Source organism: Peterkaempfera podocarpi, from assembly GCF_042466665.1.
GTDB classification, from domain to species: Bacteria; Actinomycetota; Actinomycetes; order Streptomycetales; family Streptomycetaceae; genus Peterkaempfera; species Peterkaempfera podocarpi.
Map to the genome: position 1 here is coordinate 4,519,877 of NZ_CP162102.1, position 16,913 is coordinate 4,536,789.

The 16,913-nt window shown below is 72.1% G+C and carries 15 protein-coding genes; 4 read left to right on the forward strand and 11 right to left on the reverse strand.

Features of this window, described 5'->3' with window-relative positions:
- Nucleotides 1–38: 38 nt before the first annotated feature.
- The gene (locus AB0761_RS19820; RefSeq protein ID WP_377274223.1) at nt 39–1,337 is read right to left on the reverse strand and encodes a M18 family aminopeptidase; all 1,299 of its coding nucleotides are present in this window, start codon (nt 1,335–1,337) and stop codon (nt 39–41) included.
- Between the two features lie 184 nt (nt 1,338–1,521).
- On the reverse strand, nt 1,522–3,345 hold the full coding sequence (locus tag AB0761_RS19825) for an acyl-CoA dehydrogenase (protein ID WP_377270412.1): 1,824 nt from the start codon (nt 3,343–3,345) through the stop codon (nt 1,522–1,524).
- 229 nt (nt 3,346–3,574) lie between these two features.
- On the opposite strand from AB0761_RS19825, the gene AB0761_RS19830 reads away from it, so the two are divergent.
- Both AB0761_RS19830 and AB0761_RS19835 read left to right on the forward strand, forming a co-directional pair.
- A complete protein-coding gene (locus tag AB0761_RS19830; RefSeq protein WP_377270413.1) occupies nt 3,575–4,123 on the forward strand; it encodes an SseB family protein in 549 nt (182 codons plus the stop codon).
- A gap of 98 nt (nt 4,124–4,221) precedes the next feature.
- Nucleotides 4,222–5,181 carry a pirin family protein gene (locus AB0761_RS19835; RefSeq protein ID WP_377270414.1) on the forward strand — a complete coding sequence of 320 codons (960 nt, stop codon included), beginning with the start codon at nt 4,222–4,224 and terminating at the stop codon, nt 5,179–5,181.
- A gap of 28 nt (nt 5,182–5,209) precedes the next feature.
- On the opposite strand, the gene AB0761_RS19840 is transcribed toward AB0761_RS19835, so the two are convergent.
- From AB0761_RS19840 to AB0761_RS19870, 7 genes are all read right to left on the reverse strand, one after another.
- A complete protein-coding gene (locus AB0761_RS19840; RefSeq protein ID WP_377270415.1) occupies nt 5,210–6,034 on the reverse strand; it encodes an integrase in 825 nt (274 codons plus the stop codon).
- Between the two features lie 104 nt (nt 6,035–6,138).
- Entirely contained in the window at nt 6,139–6,774 is a 636-nt protein-coding gene (locus AB0761_RS19845) for a hypothetical protein (RefSeq protein WP_377270416.1), read from the reverse strand.
- Nucleotides 6,775–6,829: 55 nt separating this feature from the next.
- A complete protein-coding gene (locus AB0761_RS19850; RefSeq protein ID WP_377270417.1) occupies nt 6,830–7,816 on the reverse strand; it encodes a hypothetical protein in 987 nt (328 codons plus the stop codon).
- Nucleotides 7,817–7,908: 92 nt separating this feature from the next.
- Nucleotides 7,909–8,241 carry a hypothetical protein gene (locus AB0761_RS19855; protein WP_377270418.1) on the reverse strand — a complete coding sequence of 111 codons (333 nt, stop codon included), beginning with the start codon at nt 8,239–8,241 and terminating at the stop codon, nt 7,909–7,911.
- A gap of 97 nt (nt 8,242–8,338) precedes the next feature.
- Nucleotides 8,339–9,169, reverse strand: a complete 831-nt coding sequence (locus tag AB0761_RS19860) for an integrase (RefSeq protein WP_377270419.1) — start codon at nt 9,167–9,169, stop codon at nt 8,339–8,341.
- Nucleotides 9,170–9,191: 22 nt separating this feature from the next.
- Complete coding sequence (locus AB0761_RS19865) at nt 9,192–10,400, reverse strand: hypothetical protein (protein WP_377270420.1); 1,209 nt, start codon at nt 10,398–10,400, stop codon at nt 9,192–9,194.
- Between the two features lie 510 nt (nt 10,401–10,910).
- On the reverse strand, nt 10,911–11,258 hold the full coding sequence (locus tag AB0761_RS19870) for a hypothetical protein (RefSeq protein ID WP_377270421.1): 348 nt from the start codon (nt 11,256–11,258) through the stop codon (nt 10,911–10,913).
- 270 nt (nt 11,259–11,528) lie between these two features.
- Between AB0761_RS19870 and AB0761_RS19875 the strand changes: the two genes are divergently transcribed.
- Nucleotides 11,529–13,286, forward strand: coding sequence for a hypothetical protein (locus tag AB0761_RS19875; RefSeq protein ID WP_377270422.1), 1,758 nt, complete (start codon nt 11,529–11,531; stop codon nt 13,284–13,286).
- 72 nt (nt 13,287–13,358) lie between these two features.
- Here the strand turns inward: AB0761_RS19875 and AB0761_RS19880 are convergent, their stop codons facing one another.
- Nucleotides 13,359–14,018: a GDSL-type esterase/lipase family protein gene (locus AB0761_RS19880; RefSeq protein WP_377270423.1), complete on the reverse strand. Its 660-nt coding sequence runs from the start codon at nt 14,016–14,018 to the stop codon at nt 13,359–13,361.
- Nucleotides 14,019–14,574: 556 nt separating this feature from the next.
- Here AB0761_RS19880 and AB0761_RS19885 point away from each other — a divergent pair.
- A complete protein-coding gene (locus AB0761_RS19885) occupies nt 14,575–15,018 on the forward strand; it encodes a hypothetical protein (protein WP_377270424.1) in 444 nt (147 codons plus the stop codon).
- 202 nt (nt 15,019–15,220) lie between these two features.
- Here the strand turns inward: AB0761_RS19885 and AB0761_RS19890 are convergent, their stop codons facing one another.
- Nucleotides 15,221–16,894 (reverse strand): esterase-like activity of phytase family protein, encoded by a 1,674-nt coding sequence (locus AB0761_RS19890; protein WP_377270425.1) that lies wholly within the window; start codon nt 16,892–16,894, stop codon nt 15,221–15,223.
- Nucleotides 16,895–16,913 lie beyond the last annotated feature (19 nt).

Genomic DNA, 16,913 nt, shown 5'->3' on the forward strand with positions numbered 1-16,913 from the left:
GGCCATTGGCCGCTCCCCGCCCTGGTTCGGACGGTCCGTCAGCCCTCCAGGAAGCCCTTCAGCGCCGAGGCCAGCAGGAACGGGTCGTCGGCGCCGCACAGTTCGCGCGAGGAGTGCATGGAGAGCGCGGCGACCCCGCAGTCCACGGTGGTGATGCCCAGTCGGGCGGCGGTGATGGGGCCGATGGTGGTGCCGCAGGGCATGGCGTTGTTGGAGACGAAGTTCTGCCAGGGCACCCCGGCGCGCTCGCAGGCGTCGGTGAAGACCGCACGGCCGATCGCGTCGGTCGCATAGCGCTGGTTGACATTGGTCTTGAGGATCGGGCCGCCGTTGGGCACCGGGTGGTGGCCCGGCTCATGGCGCTCGCTGTAGTTGGGGTGCACGGCGTGGCCCATGTCGGCGGAGAGGCAGATGGTGCCGGCCAGTGCGCGGGCGCGGTCCTCCGGTGAGCCGCCGCGGCTGAGCACCGAGCGCTCCAGCACGTTGCCCAGCAGCGGCCCCTGGGCGCCGGTGTCGGACTCGCTGCCGGTCTCCTCGTGGTCGAACGCGGCCAGCACCGGGATGCGGGACCCCCCGCCGGCCGCGGCCACGGCGCTCAGCGCGGCGGTGCCGGCGTGCACCGACAGCAGGTTGTCCAACCGGGCCGAGGCCAGCAGTTCGCGGTCGCGGCCCAGATAGGACGGCGGCTGGACATCGTGGACCATCAGGTCCCAGCCGATGATGTCGGAGGCGGCGACCCCGGCGTGGCCGGCCACATGGTCGAGCAGCGCGCCCTCCTCGACCGGGCCGATGCCCCAGATCGGGGTGAGATGCCGCTGGCGGTCCAGCTTGAGGCCGTCGTTGACCTGGCGGTCGAGGTGGATGGCGAGCTGCGGCACCCGCAGCAGCGGCTCGTCCAGGTGGACCAGCACGGTCGACCCGCCGCGCAGCGCCAGCCGTCCGGAGATGCCCAGGTCGCGGTCGAGCCAGGTGTTGAGCGGCACCCCGCCGTAGATCTCGACGGCGATCTGCCGCCACCCCTCGGAGCCGGTGTCAGGCCTGGGCTTGACGCGCAGGGTGGGGGAGTCGGTGTGGGCGCCGACGATGCGGAAGGGGGTCTCGGGGCCCGCGCCCTCGGGGACGTACCAGGCGATCAGCGCACCGCCGCGCACCACGAACCGGCCCCCGGCCCGCCCGTCCCACGCCTCGGTCTCGGCCACCTGCCGGAAGCCCGCCTTCTCCAGCCGCTCGGTGGCGGAGGCCACCGCGTGGTACGGGGAGGGGCTGGCGGCGAGGTAGCTGATCAGGTCGTCGGTGTGGGCACGGTCGAAGTAGGCCGTGGGGGCGGCGGTCGGCATGGTGCTCCTGTGGATGAGGGTCGACGGCAGGGCGTACGGCACGGTGCTGCCGTTGCCCACCGCCCGAGCATAGGCGCCGCCACCCGGGGCCGGGCTCATCGAGGTGCACTCGGGGGGAGCGCACCGAGGGGGCCCCGGGGCGCATGCCCTGGGACCCCCTCGGTGTGAGGGTGCGTCAGTCGGATCAGAAAGCGTCCTCGGGCAGCTCCATGATCGCGTTGTCGATGCCCTCGGCGATCAGGCGCTGCGGGGCGACGGTGGGCAGGATGTTGCGGGCGTAGAAGCGGGCCGCGGCGATCTTGCCCTGGTAGAAGGCGACGTCCTTGCCGGTGGCGTTGGGCAGCTTGGCCAGCGCGACGGCGGCCTGGCGCAGCAGCAGCCAGCCGATGACCACGTCACCGCAGGCCAGCAACAGCCGGGTGGTGTTGAGGCCGACCTTGTACATGTTCTTGACGTCCTGCTCGACCGAGGAGAGGTCGGCGAGCATCTTGCCGACGATGGCCTCCAGGTCGCCGGAGGCCTTGGCCAGCGCCTCGCGCTCGACGGACAGTTCCTCGCCGCCCTCGCCGCCGGCGAGGAACTTCTGGATCTGCTCGGAGAGCGCGGTGAGGGCCTGGCCGCCGTCCTTGACGATCTTCCGGAAGAAGAAGTCCTGGCCCTGGATGGCGGTGGTGCCCTCGTAGAGGGTGTCGATCTTGGCGTCGCGGATGTACTGCTCGAGCGGGTACTCCTGCAGGTAGCCGGAGCCGCCGAAGGTCTGCAGCGACTGGGCGAGCTGCTCGTAGGACTTCTCGGAGCCGTAGCCCTTGACGATGGGCAGCAGCAGGTCGTTGAGCCGCTCGGCGGCCTCGGCGGTCTCACCGCGCAGCTTGGCGGACTCGATGTCGTCCTGGACGGAGGCGGTGAAGAGCACCAGCGCGCGCATGCCCTCGGCGTACGCCTTCTGGGTCATCAGCGAGCGGCGGACGTCCGGGTGGTGGGTGATGGTGACCCGGGGGGCGGCCTTGTCCAGGAAGTTGGCCAGGTCCGGACCCTGCACCCGCTCCTTGGCGTACTCCAGGGCGTTGAGGTAGCCGGTGGAGAGGGTGGCGATGGCCTTGGTGCCGACCATCATCCGGGCGAACTCGATGATCTTGAACATCTGGCGGATGCCGTCGACGGACTCGCCGAGCAGCCAGCCGCGCGCCGGGTGCTTGGCGCCGAAGGTCATCTCGCAGGTGTTGGAGGCCTTGAGGCCCATCTTGTGCTCGACGTTGGTGGCGTAGACACCGTTGCGCTCGCCGAGCTCGCCGGTCTCCCAGTCGAAGTCGAACTTGGGCACGATATAGAGGCCGAGGCCCTTGGTGCCGGGCTTGCCGCCCTCGGGCCGGGCCAGCACCAGGTGGATGATGTTCTCGGACATGTCGTGCTCGCCCGAGGTGATGAAGCGCTTGACGCCCTCGATGTGCCAGGAGCCGTCGTCCTGCTTGACCGCCTTGGTGCGGCCGGCGCCCACGTCGGAGCCGGCGTCCGGCTCGGTGAGGACCATGGTGGCGCCCCACTGGCGGTCGACCATCAGCTGGGCGACCTGCTTCTGCTCCGCGGTGCCCTCCTCGAAGACGACCTGGCCGAAGGCCGGGCCGGAGGAGTACATCCAGATGGCGGGGTTGGAGCCCAGCACCAGCTCGGCGTAGGCCCAGAGCAGCGAGCGCGGGGTGGGGGTGCCGCCCAGCTCCTCGGGCAGGCCCAGGCGCCACCACTCGGCGTCCATGAAGGTCTGGTAGCTCTTCTTGAACGTGTCCGGTATGGGGGCGGTGCTGGTCTCGTCGAAGACCGGCGGGTTGCGGTCCGCGTCGGCGAAGGAGGCTGCCAGGTCGTTCTCCGCCAGGCGGGCGATCTCGTCCAGGATGTTCTTGGCGGTCTCGACGTCCATCTCGGCGAACGGCGCGCTGCCGTACACCTGGTCGCGGCCGAGTACCTCGAAGAGGTTGAACTCCACGTCGCGGAGGTTGGACTTGTAGTGACCCATGGCCTTCTCCGGTCATCGCGTAGGTCGGTGCCGGGGGTCTTCAGTGCGCCCGTGCGGAGGCGCCCCCCTACCCGTCAGTAGCTCCCATGATGCTACCCGGCGGTAACATAATCAACCCTTGCGGGCATGAGGGTCGTCACGTCCCACTGTGCCTCCGGCGGCGCTCCGGCGCCGCTGCTTTGCCGAACAGGCGCCCCACCGGCTCCCGCCGGGCCGATAGCCTGGACCTGTGTACGGCTATGACCAGACCGCATCCGGAGCCGGGGCAGGCTACCCGGGAGGCCCCTACCAGCAGGCGGGGCCGCAGCCCGGGGTGGGCGGCATGCCCGGCCCGGCCGCGGGCGCGCACCCGGGGGGTGCCCCGCATGCCGCCGGATACGGCGAGCAGCAGCCGCAGCAGCCGCGTTATCCGGAGCCCTCACCGCCCTCGCTGGCCGATGCGGTGCGCGCCTTCACCAGTGGCGGGCTCACGGTGGAGGACTTCCAGGCGATCTTCATCACCTCCAAGGTCTACTGCCCGCGCGGCGAGCGCCCCGGCTTCCTGGCGCTGCACAACACCCCGACGCCGGTGATCCCGATGTTCAGCTCGCTCAAGGAGCTGCGCCGCTATGCCGGCAAGGACTCCAAGTACTTCACGGTCACCGGGGCCGAGGTGCTCGACCTGCTGCCGACCGGCTATGGGTTCGCCCTGGACATGGAGGGCGAGCACCGGATGGTGTTTGACGCCAAGGCGGTGGAGCAGATGGTCGACTTCACCATGCGCCGGATGTACGGCTGACCCGTCCGTCCTCTCCCCGAGCGGAATAGTCCAACCTTCAACTTGCTTTGTAGTTGACTGTTGAACTACATTGGCCGAAGACACCCCAGGAGGCCGCCATGCCCGCCGTGACCGTCGAGAACCCGCTGGTTCTGCCCAAGGTCGACACCCCGGACCCCACTGCCACCCGGGCCCGCAGGGTCCGCCAGGTCGCCACCGCGCCGCAGGGCTACGAGGGCGAGGGCTTCCCGGTGCGGCGCGCCTTCGCGGGCATCCACACCCGCCACCTGGACCCGTTCATCATGATGGACCAGATGGGCGAGGTGGAGTACGCGCCGGGCGAGCCCAAGGGCACCCCCTGGCACCCCCACCGCGGCTTCGAGACCGTCACCTATCTGATCGACGGCAAGTTCGTGCACAAGGACTCCACCGGCGGCGGCGGCTTCCTCGGCGGCGGCGACACCCAGTGGATGACCGCCGGCTCCGGGCTGCTGCACATCGAGACCCCGCCCGAGGACCTGGTGGTCTCCGGAGGCCTCTTCCACGGACTCCAGCTCTGGGTCAACCTGCCGGGCTCCGACAAGATGACGGCCCCCCGCTACCAGGACATCTCGGGGGAGAAGGTCAAGCTGCTGACCAGCCCCGACGGCGGCGCGGTGCTGCGGCTGATCGCCGGTGAGCTGGACGGCCACCAGGGCCCCGGCATCACCCACACCCCCATCACCATGGTGCACGCCACGATCAGCCCCGGCGCCCGGATCACCCTGCCCTGGCGCAGCGACTTCAATGCCCTGGTGTACGCGCTGAACGGCGACGGCACCGTCGGCGAGGAGAACCGCCCGTTCGGCCTGGGCCAGGCGGTGCTCTTCGGCGACGGCGACAGCATCACCGTGCAGGCCGCCGAGCGGCAGGAGTCCCGCTCCCCCAACCTGGACGTGATCATCCTGGGCGGCCGCCCGATCCGCGAGCCCGTCGCCTGGTACGGCCCGTTCGTGATGAACAGCCACCGGGAGCTGGAGCAGGCCTTCGAGGACTTCCGTGCCGGCCGGCTGGGACAGATCCCGGCAGAGCACTCCTGACCCGACCGCGACGGCGGTGTACGCGCCCTCACCCGAGGCGCGCGTACACCGCCGTCGCGTCGTCCTGCGCCTTGCCGCGCGGCCAGCGCACACAGCGGGGGTCGGACGCCTCCACCGCACGCACCCGCGCCAGCAGCTCACCCGGGCCCGAGTCGGCCATCAGCTCCAGCGCCTCCGGCCAACCGCCCAGCCGGTACCGCTCCACATAGCGGCCGGCGCCGTCCGAGAGCGCCGCCACCCCGCGCAGCCCGGCCAGCGGCACCGCACCGCTCTCGGCGTGCTCCGCCGCCCGCGGCAGCGCGGCCGCCACCCAGGGACCCCGCCCGGTGTTGCGGACCGCCCGCACCGCCAGGACGTACTGCATGTGCAGCGCCGCCCGCTCCGGTGAGCCCGGGGCGGTGGCCCACACCCGGCGCCGCAGCTCCTCGCCCGCCGTGAACGGCTGGTTGTCGCCGATCACCACCGGTTCCCCGTCGTACGGGTGGAGCACCAGCAGGGAGTCACCGAGCACCGCGTACTCCAGTTCCGCGCCGTGCTGACGCGCGGCAACCACCATCGCCGCAGGGGTGTTGGGGTGCGACAGGTCGCAGCGGGCGCCGTGCAGGGCCGCGGTCTCGGCGATGGCGTCCGCCAGGCACTGGGCCGCCGTGCGGTCCGCCCGGTCGGTCAGCCTGGCCAGCAGATGCACTCCCAGCCGCCGTGCGTACCAGGCCGTGCCGTGCCGGCAGCCGGACTCCAGGCCGGCCGGCGTGCTCGATCCGTCGACCAGGACCAGCGCCTCGGACGTCGCAGCCGCGAAGTCCTCGCTGATCCGGTCCGGGTGCTGCGGTTCCCCCGCCATCTCCACCTGCACCAGCCCAGTGTGGCCGCGGGCGCACCGTGCCGACAGGGGTTCGGTCGACGGTCACCCGAACGCGGTCGGGCCGCCGTCCCGCGCCCGACCGCGTCCGGTGCCGCTCAGGGGCGCCAGATCTCCCGGAGGTGCGAGATCTTCCCGGCGGTCAGCGTGGCGTCGTAGAGGTCCCCCGAGCAGGAGAGCGGCGGTGTCACCTCGGCATGCGCCAGACAGGCCGTGATGTGCCGGGACAGCTCGGCGATCGAGACCGGCCGCGGGGTGGAGACGGCGGCCAGGTCCGCGGTGGCGCCGGGCGCCAGCGCATAGCGGACGACCTTGCCGGTGCCCGCGTACCCGCCGCCGTCGGGGTCGCAGCTGAACGCCGCGATCCGGAGCGGCAGCACCCCGCCCGCCGGAGCGCCGGTCACCTGCACCACCCGGTGCCCGGCGGGCAGCCGGGGCTCGGTGCAGTCGAAGGACGGCTCCGGGTCCAGCGGCAGATCCCCTGCGTCCGAGGGTGTTGCCGACGGCGCCTCCGGGACCGCGGCCGGCGATGTCGCCGGGTCGGGAGGGAGCGTGTCCGACGCGGGCGTCCCGGACGGCTCGGCAGCCGGGGTGGAGGCGGCCGCCGAGGCCGACGCCGCCGGCGGCGTGGATGCCGCCGGGCCGCCGGCGGCCGTGCCGCCGCTCTTGCAGGAGGTGAGCGTGGCCAGGGCCGCGGCGAGGACCGCCGTGGCCAGCAGGCTGCGGGAGGGCATGGTGAAGTGATCCCTTGGTTGGTGTCGTGGGCAGGCCGGACGGGCGGGGCGTCCCTCAGAGGTCGTTGCGGCGGTAGGGGACGTACGGCTGGCCGATCGCCCGCTCATGGGCGGCGTCACCGGAGTAGTAGGGGTACGGGATGACATGCGAGACGGTGCCCTGCGACCCGTTGTCCTCCAGGGCGATGTACTTGGTGTGCGCGGCGTCGGCCCAGCCGCCGAAGAGGACCGTGTGGTCGCCCGCGATCAGCGCGTCGCCCGGCTGCAGCTCGTCCTTGGTGATGGGGTGGGAGATGCTCTTGCCCTCCAGCCCGTCGGTGTTCAGCCCCGGCGGCTTCAGACCCCAGGCGGCGGAGACAAAGCCCGAGCAGTCGTCCCGGTAGCCGTTGGTGGTGGCCGACTGGCTGTAGCCGATGCGGTGGTTGATCCGCTCCAGCGCGCGGTCCAGGATGCCGCGGCGGACCTCGGAGAGCCCGGAGGTGTCCGGGGCGGTCTGGACGCCCGCACCTGTGGTGGTGTGATGGGTGCCCGGCTTCCAGGCGTCCCAGGAGCCGACCGTCTTCCACTTGCCGTCGCCGTGGCTCTGGTAGGAGTCGGACCCGGTGGTGTTGCTGCCGCCGCTGCCCTTGCCGCTGCCGCCGCCGGTCTGCTTGGGGCTCTTGGGCTTGGTCTGCTCCTTCTCGTGCTTCTTCATCTCCTCGTGGATCCTGCGGTCGGCAGCCGCGTACTCGTCCGCCACCGCCTTGAGCTTGCCGGCGTCCGCAGCCAGCTCCGCGGTGAGCTTCTGCTGGATCCCGGCGAGCGTGCCCGCCTGGCTCTCGATCGCCTTGACGTCCTTGAGGACCTCGTAGGCGGTGGCCAGACCCGCCACTCCGCCGCCGAGGGCGGCCGCCGCGAGGTCGATCCCCGCGGCGGCGGCGATGGTGGCCCTGATACCGCCCAACTGCGCGGAGACTTCGGCGAGCTGCTCGCTCGCGGAGTGCCAGTCCTGCTGGAGCTTGGCGAGTTCCTGCAACTGAACGCCGAACTGCTCGTCTGCCATGCTTTTCCCCGTCCCCCTGATGTCCTGCCGGGCCGCTCTCCTGCCGGATGCGGGCCCACCCCGTACGACGGCCGCGCGGAGCGCGCGCCGCGTCACATCACATTGGCCAGGCGCTCCACGGACTTGCCCAGCGCCTCCAGGTCGTCCGCGGCGCCGGCCAGCTCCCGCAGGCGGCCCTGCGCATGGGCGGAGAAGGCGTCCGCGGCCTTCCCGTGCCACGAGACCTGGCCCACCGCCGCGTCCATCTCCTTGCGCAGCGTGTCGACCTTCCGCCCCAGCACGCCGAGTTCGGCCGCGATCCGGTGCAGGTCCTCGGTGCTGCCGAACATCTTGTCCAGCACCGAGTGCGCCACCTCGACGGGTGACATCACGATGTCCTTGGCGGCCTCGGTGACGTCGTCCCAGGCCTTGCCCACAAAGCTCATAACGTTGCTCCCCCGTGTCTCACGAGCCCGTCTGTGCCTCGATCCAGCGTAGTCCAGGGCCCTGTCGCGCCCATAGAGCACCGTGTATGACGATGCGTCAGCGAGGGCTGTCCCAGAGCACATGGACCACCGTGGCGTCATCGCTGACCTTGCCGCGCCGCCAGCGCCGCCGCTCGGGATCGGACGCCTCCGCGGCGCGCACCCGGGCCAGCAGCCCGCCCGGGCCGTCCGAGGCCAGCAGCCGCATCGCGTCGGGCCAGCCGCCCAGCCGCAGCAGGTCCACATAGCGGCTCGCCCCGTCGCTCATCGCGGCCACCGCACGCAGCTCCGCCAGCGGCACCGAGCCGGTCACCGCCTCGGCCGCCACCGCCGGGTCCGCCGCCGCGGTCCAGAACCCTCCCGGCCGGTTGCGCAGCTCCTCCACCGCGACGGCACGGCGGGCATCGGCCCGCGCCCGCTCGGCGGACCCCTCCGGCAGTGCCGCGGCGGCCGCCCGCAGCTCCCCGGCGGCCCGCTCCACCCGGTCGTCGGTGACCACCTCCAGCCGGTCCGGCAGCTCCAGCACCACGGTGCAGTCGGCCAGCACCAGATACTCGAAACGCCCGTCCACCACCCGGCCCGTGGCGACGGTGGCCTGCGGAGTGGCGCGGACGGTCAGATCGCAGCCGCCGCCGTGCGCCAGCGCGGTGCCCCGGACGGCCGCGGCCAGGCAGTCCGCCAGCCCGCGGTCGGGGGAACCGGCAACCTCGGTCAGCAGCCTGACGCCCAACTGCCGTACGTACCAGACCACACCGTGGGTGCAGCCGGGATCGTGCGGGCCCGGCGTGACCCCGTCCAGCACCACAAAGGCATCCGGGGCGGCCAGCGCGAAGTCCTCGTTCTCCCGGTCCGCGGAGCCTGCCTCGGTCGCCAGTCCGATCTTCACCATGAGCCCATCCTGCCCTGGCCGGCTACGGGGCGGTCTGGCAGACGAACACCAGATAGCCGCCGTAGACCGCGGAGAAGGCGGTGGCCGCACTCAGCAGGATCGCCGTCGAGGCCCGGCTGCGGACCCTCGCCAGAGCGGTGGCAACCGGCAGCAGCAGCGGGAAGGCAGGCAGCAGAAACCGCGCCCGGGACGGGAAGTAGGCCGCGTCACCCAGCGCGATCACCAGGATGACCGCGCTGAACACCAGCAGCGGCAGCGCCTGGCGGTGCACCAGCGACAGGGCGAACAGGACCACGGCGCCGAACAGCACACAGGCCACCACCAGACGGCCCAGGGTCACCGGCTGCGCATGGACGAAGAGCAGACGCAGATCGTGCAGGGTGGAGGTCCCCCAGTCGAAGCGTGACCTCCAGAGCAGCTGGACCTGGAAGTACCCGTTCCACCGGCCCAGCCGCAGCCCCACCCAGCCCACAAAGCCCAGCCAGCCCAGCGGCGCCAGCACCGCGCCCAGCAGCGGCCGCCACCATCCGGCCGGACGATGTCGCGACAGACCGGTGGTGCCCGCGCTGTCCGCCGTGCGGTTCCGCCTCAGCAGCGTGACCAGCTCCACCGCCGCGCCCGCGCAGACCGCGGCGGCCACCGCCACACCGCTCGGCCGGGTGAGGCCCGCCAGGACGGCCAGCAGCCCCGCCCACACCCAGCGCCGGGTGACCACCGCATAGAGGGCCCAGGCGGCGAAGGCGGTGAACACCGGTTCGGTGTACGCCATCCCCTCCACCACCGCATGCGGCAGCACCCCCCACAGCACCGCGGCGATGACACCGGTGCGCCGGCCGTAGCGGGCCGCGGACACCGCGAAGATCCCCCACGCGGCGGCCACCGCACCGACCCAGGCGACCAGCAGCGCCACATCCGGCAGCGGCAGCGGCAGCACGGTGTGGACGGCGGTGATCAGTGCCGGGAAGGCAGGGAAGAAGGCCAGGTCGGTGTACTCGTGGTGGCCGTTCACAATGTCCGCCACCGGCAGCGAGTGGTCGTACCCCAGCGCGGCGATCTGCGTGTACCAGTCGGCGTCCCACAGCGTGGCCAGCGTCTCCAGCCCCGGCGTCCCGCGCTGGTGCCCCCACACCACGATCAGCAGCACCCCGACGGCCCGCACAGCGGCATAGCAGAGCAGCGCGGGAGCGGCGAAGCGGGCTGCGCCGCGCAGCCGCCCGGCGGTGCCGTCCAAGCGCCGGACCCAGGGTCTCCGGGCATCCGGGCCGTCGCCCGACGGCAGGTCCGGCGACGGGGCGGGAGGGCGTTCCCTCTCGCCCACCGTATGGATGGGAAGGGCGTTCACGGCGTCCCCCAGGCAGCTGTCATGGCGGCGGGCCCGGCCCGCCCACCGGCGAATCCGTCATGGCGTCGGCGTCCACCCCCGAACCCCCCGGTGCCGACCCCACGCTTGGGACGGCAGCGTTCTCGGGCCGGTTCCCCTTCTTCCGCGTGTCGGCGGCGGTACAGGGTGTGACATGCGCGACATGCCGGGTCTGCCCGGCAGCGCGCAGGATCGTCCGGCGTCGTGGCGGGGTGGCACGGAGGCCGGGTCGCAGCCGGGGGGGGGGGGTGGTTGTCGTGTCGGCGTGGGACGGTCCGGCGGTGGGGGAGAGCCGGGGACGGGGGCGCCGGGCGCGGCGGTGGAAGTGCCTGCGGGACCGGTGGCGGGAGGCCGCCGGGACCGCCATGGTCGGGGTGGCGGTCAGCCCTGGCCGGCGGGGGACGGCCCGACGGGGGCGGGCGGGACGTCGTGCGAGCGGATGCGCCGGGCCGCCCGGAAGGCCACGACGGCCGCGGTGAGCATCAGTACGCCCTGCACGGCGTCGGCCGCTCCGAGCACCACGGAGGGTGCGCCGAGCAGGTGCGGCAGCCTGGCGGTGGCCATCGCCGCCCCGACGAGGACCGGGAACCAGGCCAGGGAGGACCGGAACCCCCGGTCGTCACCAGTGCCCTGACGGGCTCGCGCCGGTGCCCAGCGCAAGAGGACAGCGCCTGCCAGCATGGCTACGCCGCCCAGCGCGACGACTGACCAGTCCGCGAGACACAGCATCCCGTACTTCCCGGTCGGCTCATCCGGCGTGCGGATGTCCACTGCCGGGCGATGTCTCCCGGTTCGGCTGATCATCGCGTATCCGGTCTCCGTCGGGACAGGATGCTGCGGCAGGGGCCCGGGCGAGGGCGGCATGTCCGGGAGTGCAGGGATTTGCGGCTGACCAGCAGTCGGCGGACGGCAATGCCATGGTCAACACGGGCTTCGGGGAACGATAGTTCGGATAGTTTCATGCTCGCCCGACGCCACCCGCCCCTGAAGGGAACCCCGTTGACCCGAACCCTGCGACGCCGTCGCAGACGGCTCGTGCTGCTGCTGTCCGGGGCGCTCCTCGCAGCGCTGCCGACGACAGCGGTGGCCGCGCAGACGCCGATCGACCCGGCCCTGCCGACGCCCACGGTGCCCAACGAGTACGGCTGCGGCAGCGACGGCACGGCTTGGATCACCCCGTCCATTCCCTCTCCGGCGGGGGTGAACTTCGACGTGGGGATTCCCAGGCCCACCCTCAACGGCCAGAAGTTCCAAGGGGTTGTCCACCTGTGGGATCTCGACGGCTCGCAGTCGGCCGACGGCGCGACCGACCAGTCCCCGGTCCCCTACCAGGGGGTCTATGTGCCACTGTCCCTGGCGGACGGCCACAGCTACGGCTGGTACGCGTCGACCTTCGACGGGACCTCGTACTCCGAACCGACCGGGACCTGCTACTTCACGGTGGACGGCAGCGGGCCCACCGTCGGCGCCATCACCAATCCCGACCTCCCGCAGTCGGGCAGCCCGGGAAGGCCGAAGAAGGCAGTAGGGCAGTCGACCACGTTCACCTTCAGCGGTGCCGAGACCCTGCCGGCCGGCTGCACCACCGCGGCTGCTCCGGACTGCCAGGCCAGCGGCCTGGACCACTTTGTGTACTCGTTCAACCAGGCCCCGGGGAGCGGGGACCCCGAAGTCGTCCCAGGTCCTGACGGCAAGGCGGACGTGACGATCAACCTCACCAGTTGGGGTACCGCCACCCTCTACGTCTCCGCAGTGGACGCGGCCGGCCGGCGGTCCCAGCCCCTCACCTACTCCTTCTACGTTCCCTCGCAGCTCCCGCCCCCCGCGTCGACCACGGTGAACCTCAGCGCCCCGGCAGCCTCTCCCCGGGCGCTGGGACTGACCGTCACCGGCTGGCTGACGTACGGACCCTATGACGTGGGCGGGCTCCTCCATGTGCGCAGGACCGACCCGGCCCACCCCGCCGGGGTGGCGCTGCCCGACGTGCCCCTGGCCGCCGACGGCAGCTTCCGGATCACCGACCATCCGGGAGTCGGCGGTGCCAACACCTACACGGTGAGCTACCCCGGCGACGCCGACCACCTGGCGGCGACCGGCAGCGCGACCGTCCAGGTCTCCCGCAGGGCCGCATCGCTGTCGCTCGCCACCGATGTGCCGACCTACGCCTACGGCGCGGCCGCCACGGTCACCGCCCACCTCGGCCCGACCTACGACGGCCGGACCGTCCAGATCTGGGCTCAGCCGGCGGGCGGCAAGAAGACCCTGGTGAAAAGCGGGTCGGTGGACAGCCAGGGCAATCTGCGGGCGAGCTGGCAGGTCACCCGCGCAACCACCTTCACCGCGGCCTTCGCCGGTGACCAGCGCTATGCGCCCGCCGGTGCGGCGCGGAGTGTCCAGAGCTACGCCGGGGTGACCGGGTCGCAGAGCGGCTACTACACCAGCACGCACTACGGCAGCACCCTCTACCGGGTCTACCACCACACCGCCACGGAGCAGCTCAATGTCTCGGTGGCGCCCAACAAGGCCGGCCAGTGTGTGATCTACCGGCTGGAGCAGTACTCCGGCGGTGCCTGGCACACGCTGAGCACCACCTCCTGCGCCGCCCTGGGATCGGCCAGCACGGCATCCCACCGGATCGGCCTCAGCCATGCGGCCGGCGGCAGGTTCCGGGTGGCGGCCGGATATCTGCACAGCAGTGACGACAGCACCAACCTCAGCACCTGGGGAAGCTGGCAGTACTTCACCGTGGTGCAGTGACCGTCGATCCAGGACGTGTGGGCCCGCCCCGACCGGGGCGGGCCCACACGGCTGTTCAGGCCGGGTGACCGCTCACACTGCCGGTGAGCCCGCAGCGCCCGGGGTGACCGCGGGCCCGTGGCCCGGTGCGGAGATCCAGCGCTGCCATCCGGCGGCGAGTACCAGGGCCGCAAGACCCGTATAACCGCCCGCACCGGGATGGGCACCGTCACCGCTCTCGGCCTCGGCCCGCCAGACCCTGTCCTGCGCCAGCGCCTCCGTGACGGGGACCCAGGGGACGCCCGCACGGGTGCAGACGGCTTCCAGGCGGTGGTTCAGGGAGAGGAGCCGCTCCAGGTGGGCGGGCCCGGCCGAGCACACCGGCGGTGGGCCGACGACCAGCGCCGGCATCCCACGGCGGGCGCACTCGGTCAGCAGCTGCGTGAGATTGTCCAGGGTCCGCTCGGGTGCGACCCGCACGGAACCGTCCTCCTCCACCGCGTCATTGCTGCCGAACGACACGACCAGGCGGTTGTCGGCGCCGGGGGAGAGCCGGCGGGACACCTCCTCCCAGCAGCGGGCGAGCACCTCGTCGGAGGTGTTCCTGCGGATGCCCAGGTTGAAGCCCGTCACCTCGCCGCCCGGTACGCGGGTCGCCTGGAGCACCCGTCCGACCCACCCCCGGTACTCCGGATCACCGACGCCCTGAACGAAGGAGTCACCGATGAAACACACACGTATGTCGCCAGCCACCTCTGGACCCGTCCCTGTCCGAACCTGTGAGGACCACCCGGACCGTACCCGAGCCGGTGCGGAACGTCCGTACCGTTTTCCGGGGCCCGGCCGCCCACCGCCGTCCGGCGGCGGTCCGCCGGGCGCGCGGCCGGTGCGGTCACGGGCGCGCGAGGACCAGGGCGGTGTCGTCGGTGAAGCCGCCCGGCGGTGCCAGGTAGGCCGGCGGCGCGTCGGCGAGCGCCCGGGCGTGGGCCACCGCCTCGGGTGGGTGCGGCGACAGCTGTGGGAGGCCGGGGCCGATGTCCCGGGACGGCCCTGCCGCGCGGCACTTCGGCGCATGGTCGGGGCACCCGGCCCGGATGCGCGCTCGGCCGAACGGGTGAGGGTCCGCTCGTCGTCCGGTGCCTGGGCTTTCCGGGCGTAACCGCATGGCTGCGGGGTGTGTCACCCCCTGCGCGGTTGCAGCCCCCCGGGGGAGCACCGAGGGTGGACGCCGGTGGTCCCATCGGCCGGACCCGGTCCACCGGGTCCGCCTCCCGGGGCCGCACCGACTGTGCCGAGGGAAGTGACCGACATGCGACGTACTCCCGCGACAGCCGCGGCGCTCCTCCTGTCCGCCGCCACCGCAGCCGCCGTGACGACCGTGCCCGCATCGGCGGCATCCGCCCCCAGGGCGACGGGAGGGGCGACGGTCGTCGTCAACTGCCTCGGCTCGCCGGAGGTGCGGCCGAAGGAGATCATCCTCGCCTGTGCCGACGCCAACGACCTTCTGAGCTCGCTCAGTTGGACCAGCTGGAGCCCTGGCGTCGCCACCGGCAACGGCGTGCGGCAGCTCAACGACTGCCTGCCCAACTGCGTGGGCGGCCACTTCCACGACTACCCGGTCCGGATCACCCTCTCGCGGGCGCGTCTCTGGGCGGGCCACGCCGGGGTGCGCCACTTCACGGCCCTGACGATGCGCTACACCGGCGTCCGGCCCAGTGGCGAGCCGGTCCAGGTCACCAGCGACCTCCCCTGACGGCGGACGGCTGGGATCAGCGGCAGAGGCAGGGCGGAGCAGCCGTCCGCATGCGCCGGGCCGAGAGAGCGGCAGGCGGGAATGCGGCCGAATCCGCTGGGCTGCCGAGCCGGCCTCCAGGACGCAACGGCTGCTGGAGGAACGACTGTCGCCCGTCGGGCCCGCCCACGGCGGTGGGCGGGCCCGACGGCGGTCGGGTGCGTCAGCGGACGCGGATCGTCACCGTGACGGTCTTGAGGACCGCCGGCAGCCTGGTGGTGTCGACCTTGAGGATCTCGCCGTTGTCGCTCTGGCCCGTGGGCGGCAGCACCTTCTGGTGCACGGTCCATGTGCCGTCGGGGTCGACGGCGATGGTGTCGATGCCGAAGTCGTCGTCGTTGGACAGGTACAGCGTCCTGCCGCCGTCCGCGGTGGCGACGCCCTCGACCTTGTCATGGGCGAAGAACGCACCGGTGGGGTCGAGCTGGCTCACCAGCGTCCCGACGTTGAGGTAGGGCTGCTTCTGCGCGACGTTGACACCGGCGCCCGTGAGCGCGGCGAGCGCGGGGTTGGTGTCGGCCTTCCCGACGAAGGCCTCGGGCGACTTGCCGCCGATGGTCAGGCCGCTGACATCCGTGGCGCCGTTGATGTCGACCTCGTAGACGGTCTTCTGGGCGAACGGTTCGACGTTGCCGTCGCGCTCGTCGATGAGAAACTTCGTGCTGGACAGCGCGGTGATCTCGCTGTTGGCGTCACCCGTGGTCGCGGGGTTGTCCAGCAGGTACAGGTACTGCTTGGCCTGGTACGTGTGCAGGTCGACCGTGACGATGCGGGTGGGTGCGACGTTGCCGGCCTTGGTGCTGCCGAGGTCCGGCTGCTGCAGCGCGGACTGCATGACACCCACCAGGGTCGAGCCGTCCGGCGTGATCGTCAGGCCCTCCATGCCCTTGTTCTTGGCACGGTAGGCGAGTTCGGCCGGCAGGTACCCGAGGATCTTGTGGTACGCGTTGTCCGGGCTGTCCTTGTACGGGGTCAGCCGGCCCAGCTCGTATCCGTTGGCATCGAAGTGCGTGATGTACGGGCCGTACTCGTCCGAGACCCAGAACGTGCCGTCCGGCAGCGCGACCAGGCCCTCGGAGTCGTAGCCGTACGGATCCCTGGCCACGGGCGTGGGCGTACCGCCGTTGGCGTTCGTCGCCGCGACGTCGTCGATGACCTCGCTGGTGTCGTGCGGCGGGCGGCCGCTGTACTTCACGCCGCCGAGGCTCTTCGGCCCCTTCAGGGTGACCTGCTCGACCAGCTCGGCCTTGCCGTCCACAAGCTTGAACTCGCCGATCTCGGGCGTGAAGCCGAGGAGCATCTCGGACTTGTTGCCGTCGGGGGCGTCGGCGTTCGGGCCGCGGTCGGTGAGGCTGTAGAAGTATCCCGACCTGCCCGGCACCGGGGCGAGCGACGAGCCGAAGCCCTCGCCGGAGATCCGGGTGGTGGTGCCGCCCGGGCCGGCGACCTCGCTGAGCGGCGACAGGGAGGACCCGTTCGCCTGAGCGTCCTTGAACAGCTGTACCGCGTCGGTCGTCGTGTAGGTGAAGGTGTCCGTGCCCTTGAAGCCGGAGTTCGGCGTGTACGCGAACGTGCCGTCCGCGTCGACCGTCACCTTGCCGTCGGACGGGGCCGTGTGCCGCACGACCGCGGTCGCGCCCAGGTCGTTCCGCAGAACATTGCCGGTCACCGTGCCGTGGCCGGAGAAGGAGTCCGACGCCGCGCGGAAGTCGTGCGACGGAGCCGAAAGCCAACCGGAGGCCTGGGCCGCTGCGGTGCCCGCGCCCACCACGGCAATGGTGGCACCGATCGCAATGGCGATCCGAGTGCGCCTGCGGGAGAAGGGTCTTGAAGTCATACCCCTGAACTTGCCGGTC

Bases quoted from the DNA above. Each gene is read 5' to 3' on its own strand.
- AB0761_RS19820 (WP_377274223.1), bottom strand. From the start codon at position 1,337: ATGCCGACCGCCGCCCCCACGGCCTACTTCGACCGTGCCCACACCGAC.
- AB0761_RS19860 (WP_377270419.1), bottom strand. From the start codon at position 9,169: ATGGTGAAGATCGGACTGGCGACCGAGGCAGGCTCCGCGGACCGGGAG.
- AB0761_RS19890 (WP_377270425.1), bottom strand. From the start codon at position 16,894: ATGACTTCAAGACCCTTCTCCCGCAGGCGCACTCGGATCGCCATTGCG.
- AB0761_RS19885 (WP_377270424.1), top strand. From the start codon at position 14,575: ATGCGACGTACTCCCGCGACAGCCGCGGCGCTCCTCCTGTCCGCCGCC.
- AB0761_RS19835 (WP_377270414.1), top strand. From the start codon at position 4,222: ATGCCCGCCGTGACCGTCGAGAACCCGCTGGTTCTGCCCAAGGTCGAC.
- AB0761_RS19870 (WP_377270421.1), bottom strand. From the start codon at position 11,258: ATGCTGTGTCTCGCGGACTGGTCAGTCGTCGCGCTGGGCGGCGTAGCC.
- AB0761_RS19845 (WP_377270416.1), bottom strand. From the start codon at position 6,774: ATGCCCTCCCGCAGCCTGCTGGCCACGGCGGTCCTCGCCGCGGCCCTG.
- AB0761_RS19850 (WP_377270417.1), bottom strand. From the start codon at position 7,816: ATGGCAGACGAGCAGTTCGGCGTTCAGTTGCAGGAACTCGCCAAGCTC.
- AB0761_RS19855 (WP_377270418.1), bottom strand. From the start codon at position 8,241: ATGAGCTTTGTGGGCAAGGCCTGGGACGACGTCACCGAGGCCGCCAAG.
- AB0761_RS19825 (WP_377270412.1), bottom strand. From the start codon at position 3,345: ATGGGTCACTACAAGTCCAACCTCCGCGACGTGGAGTTCAACCTCTTC.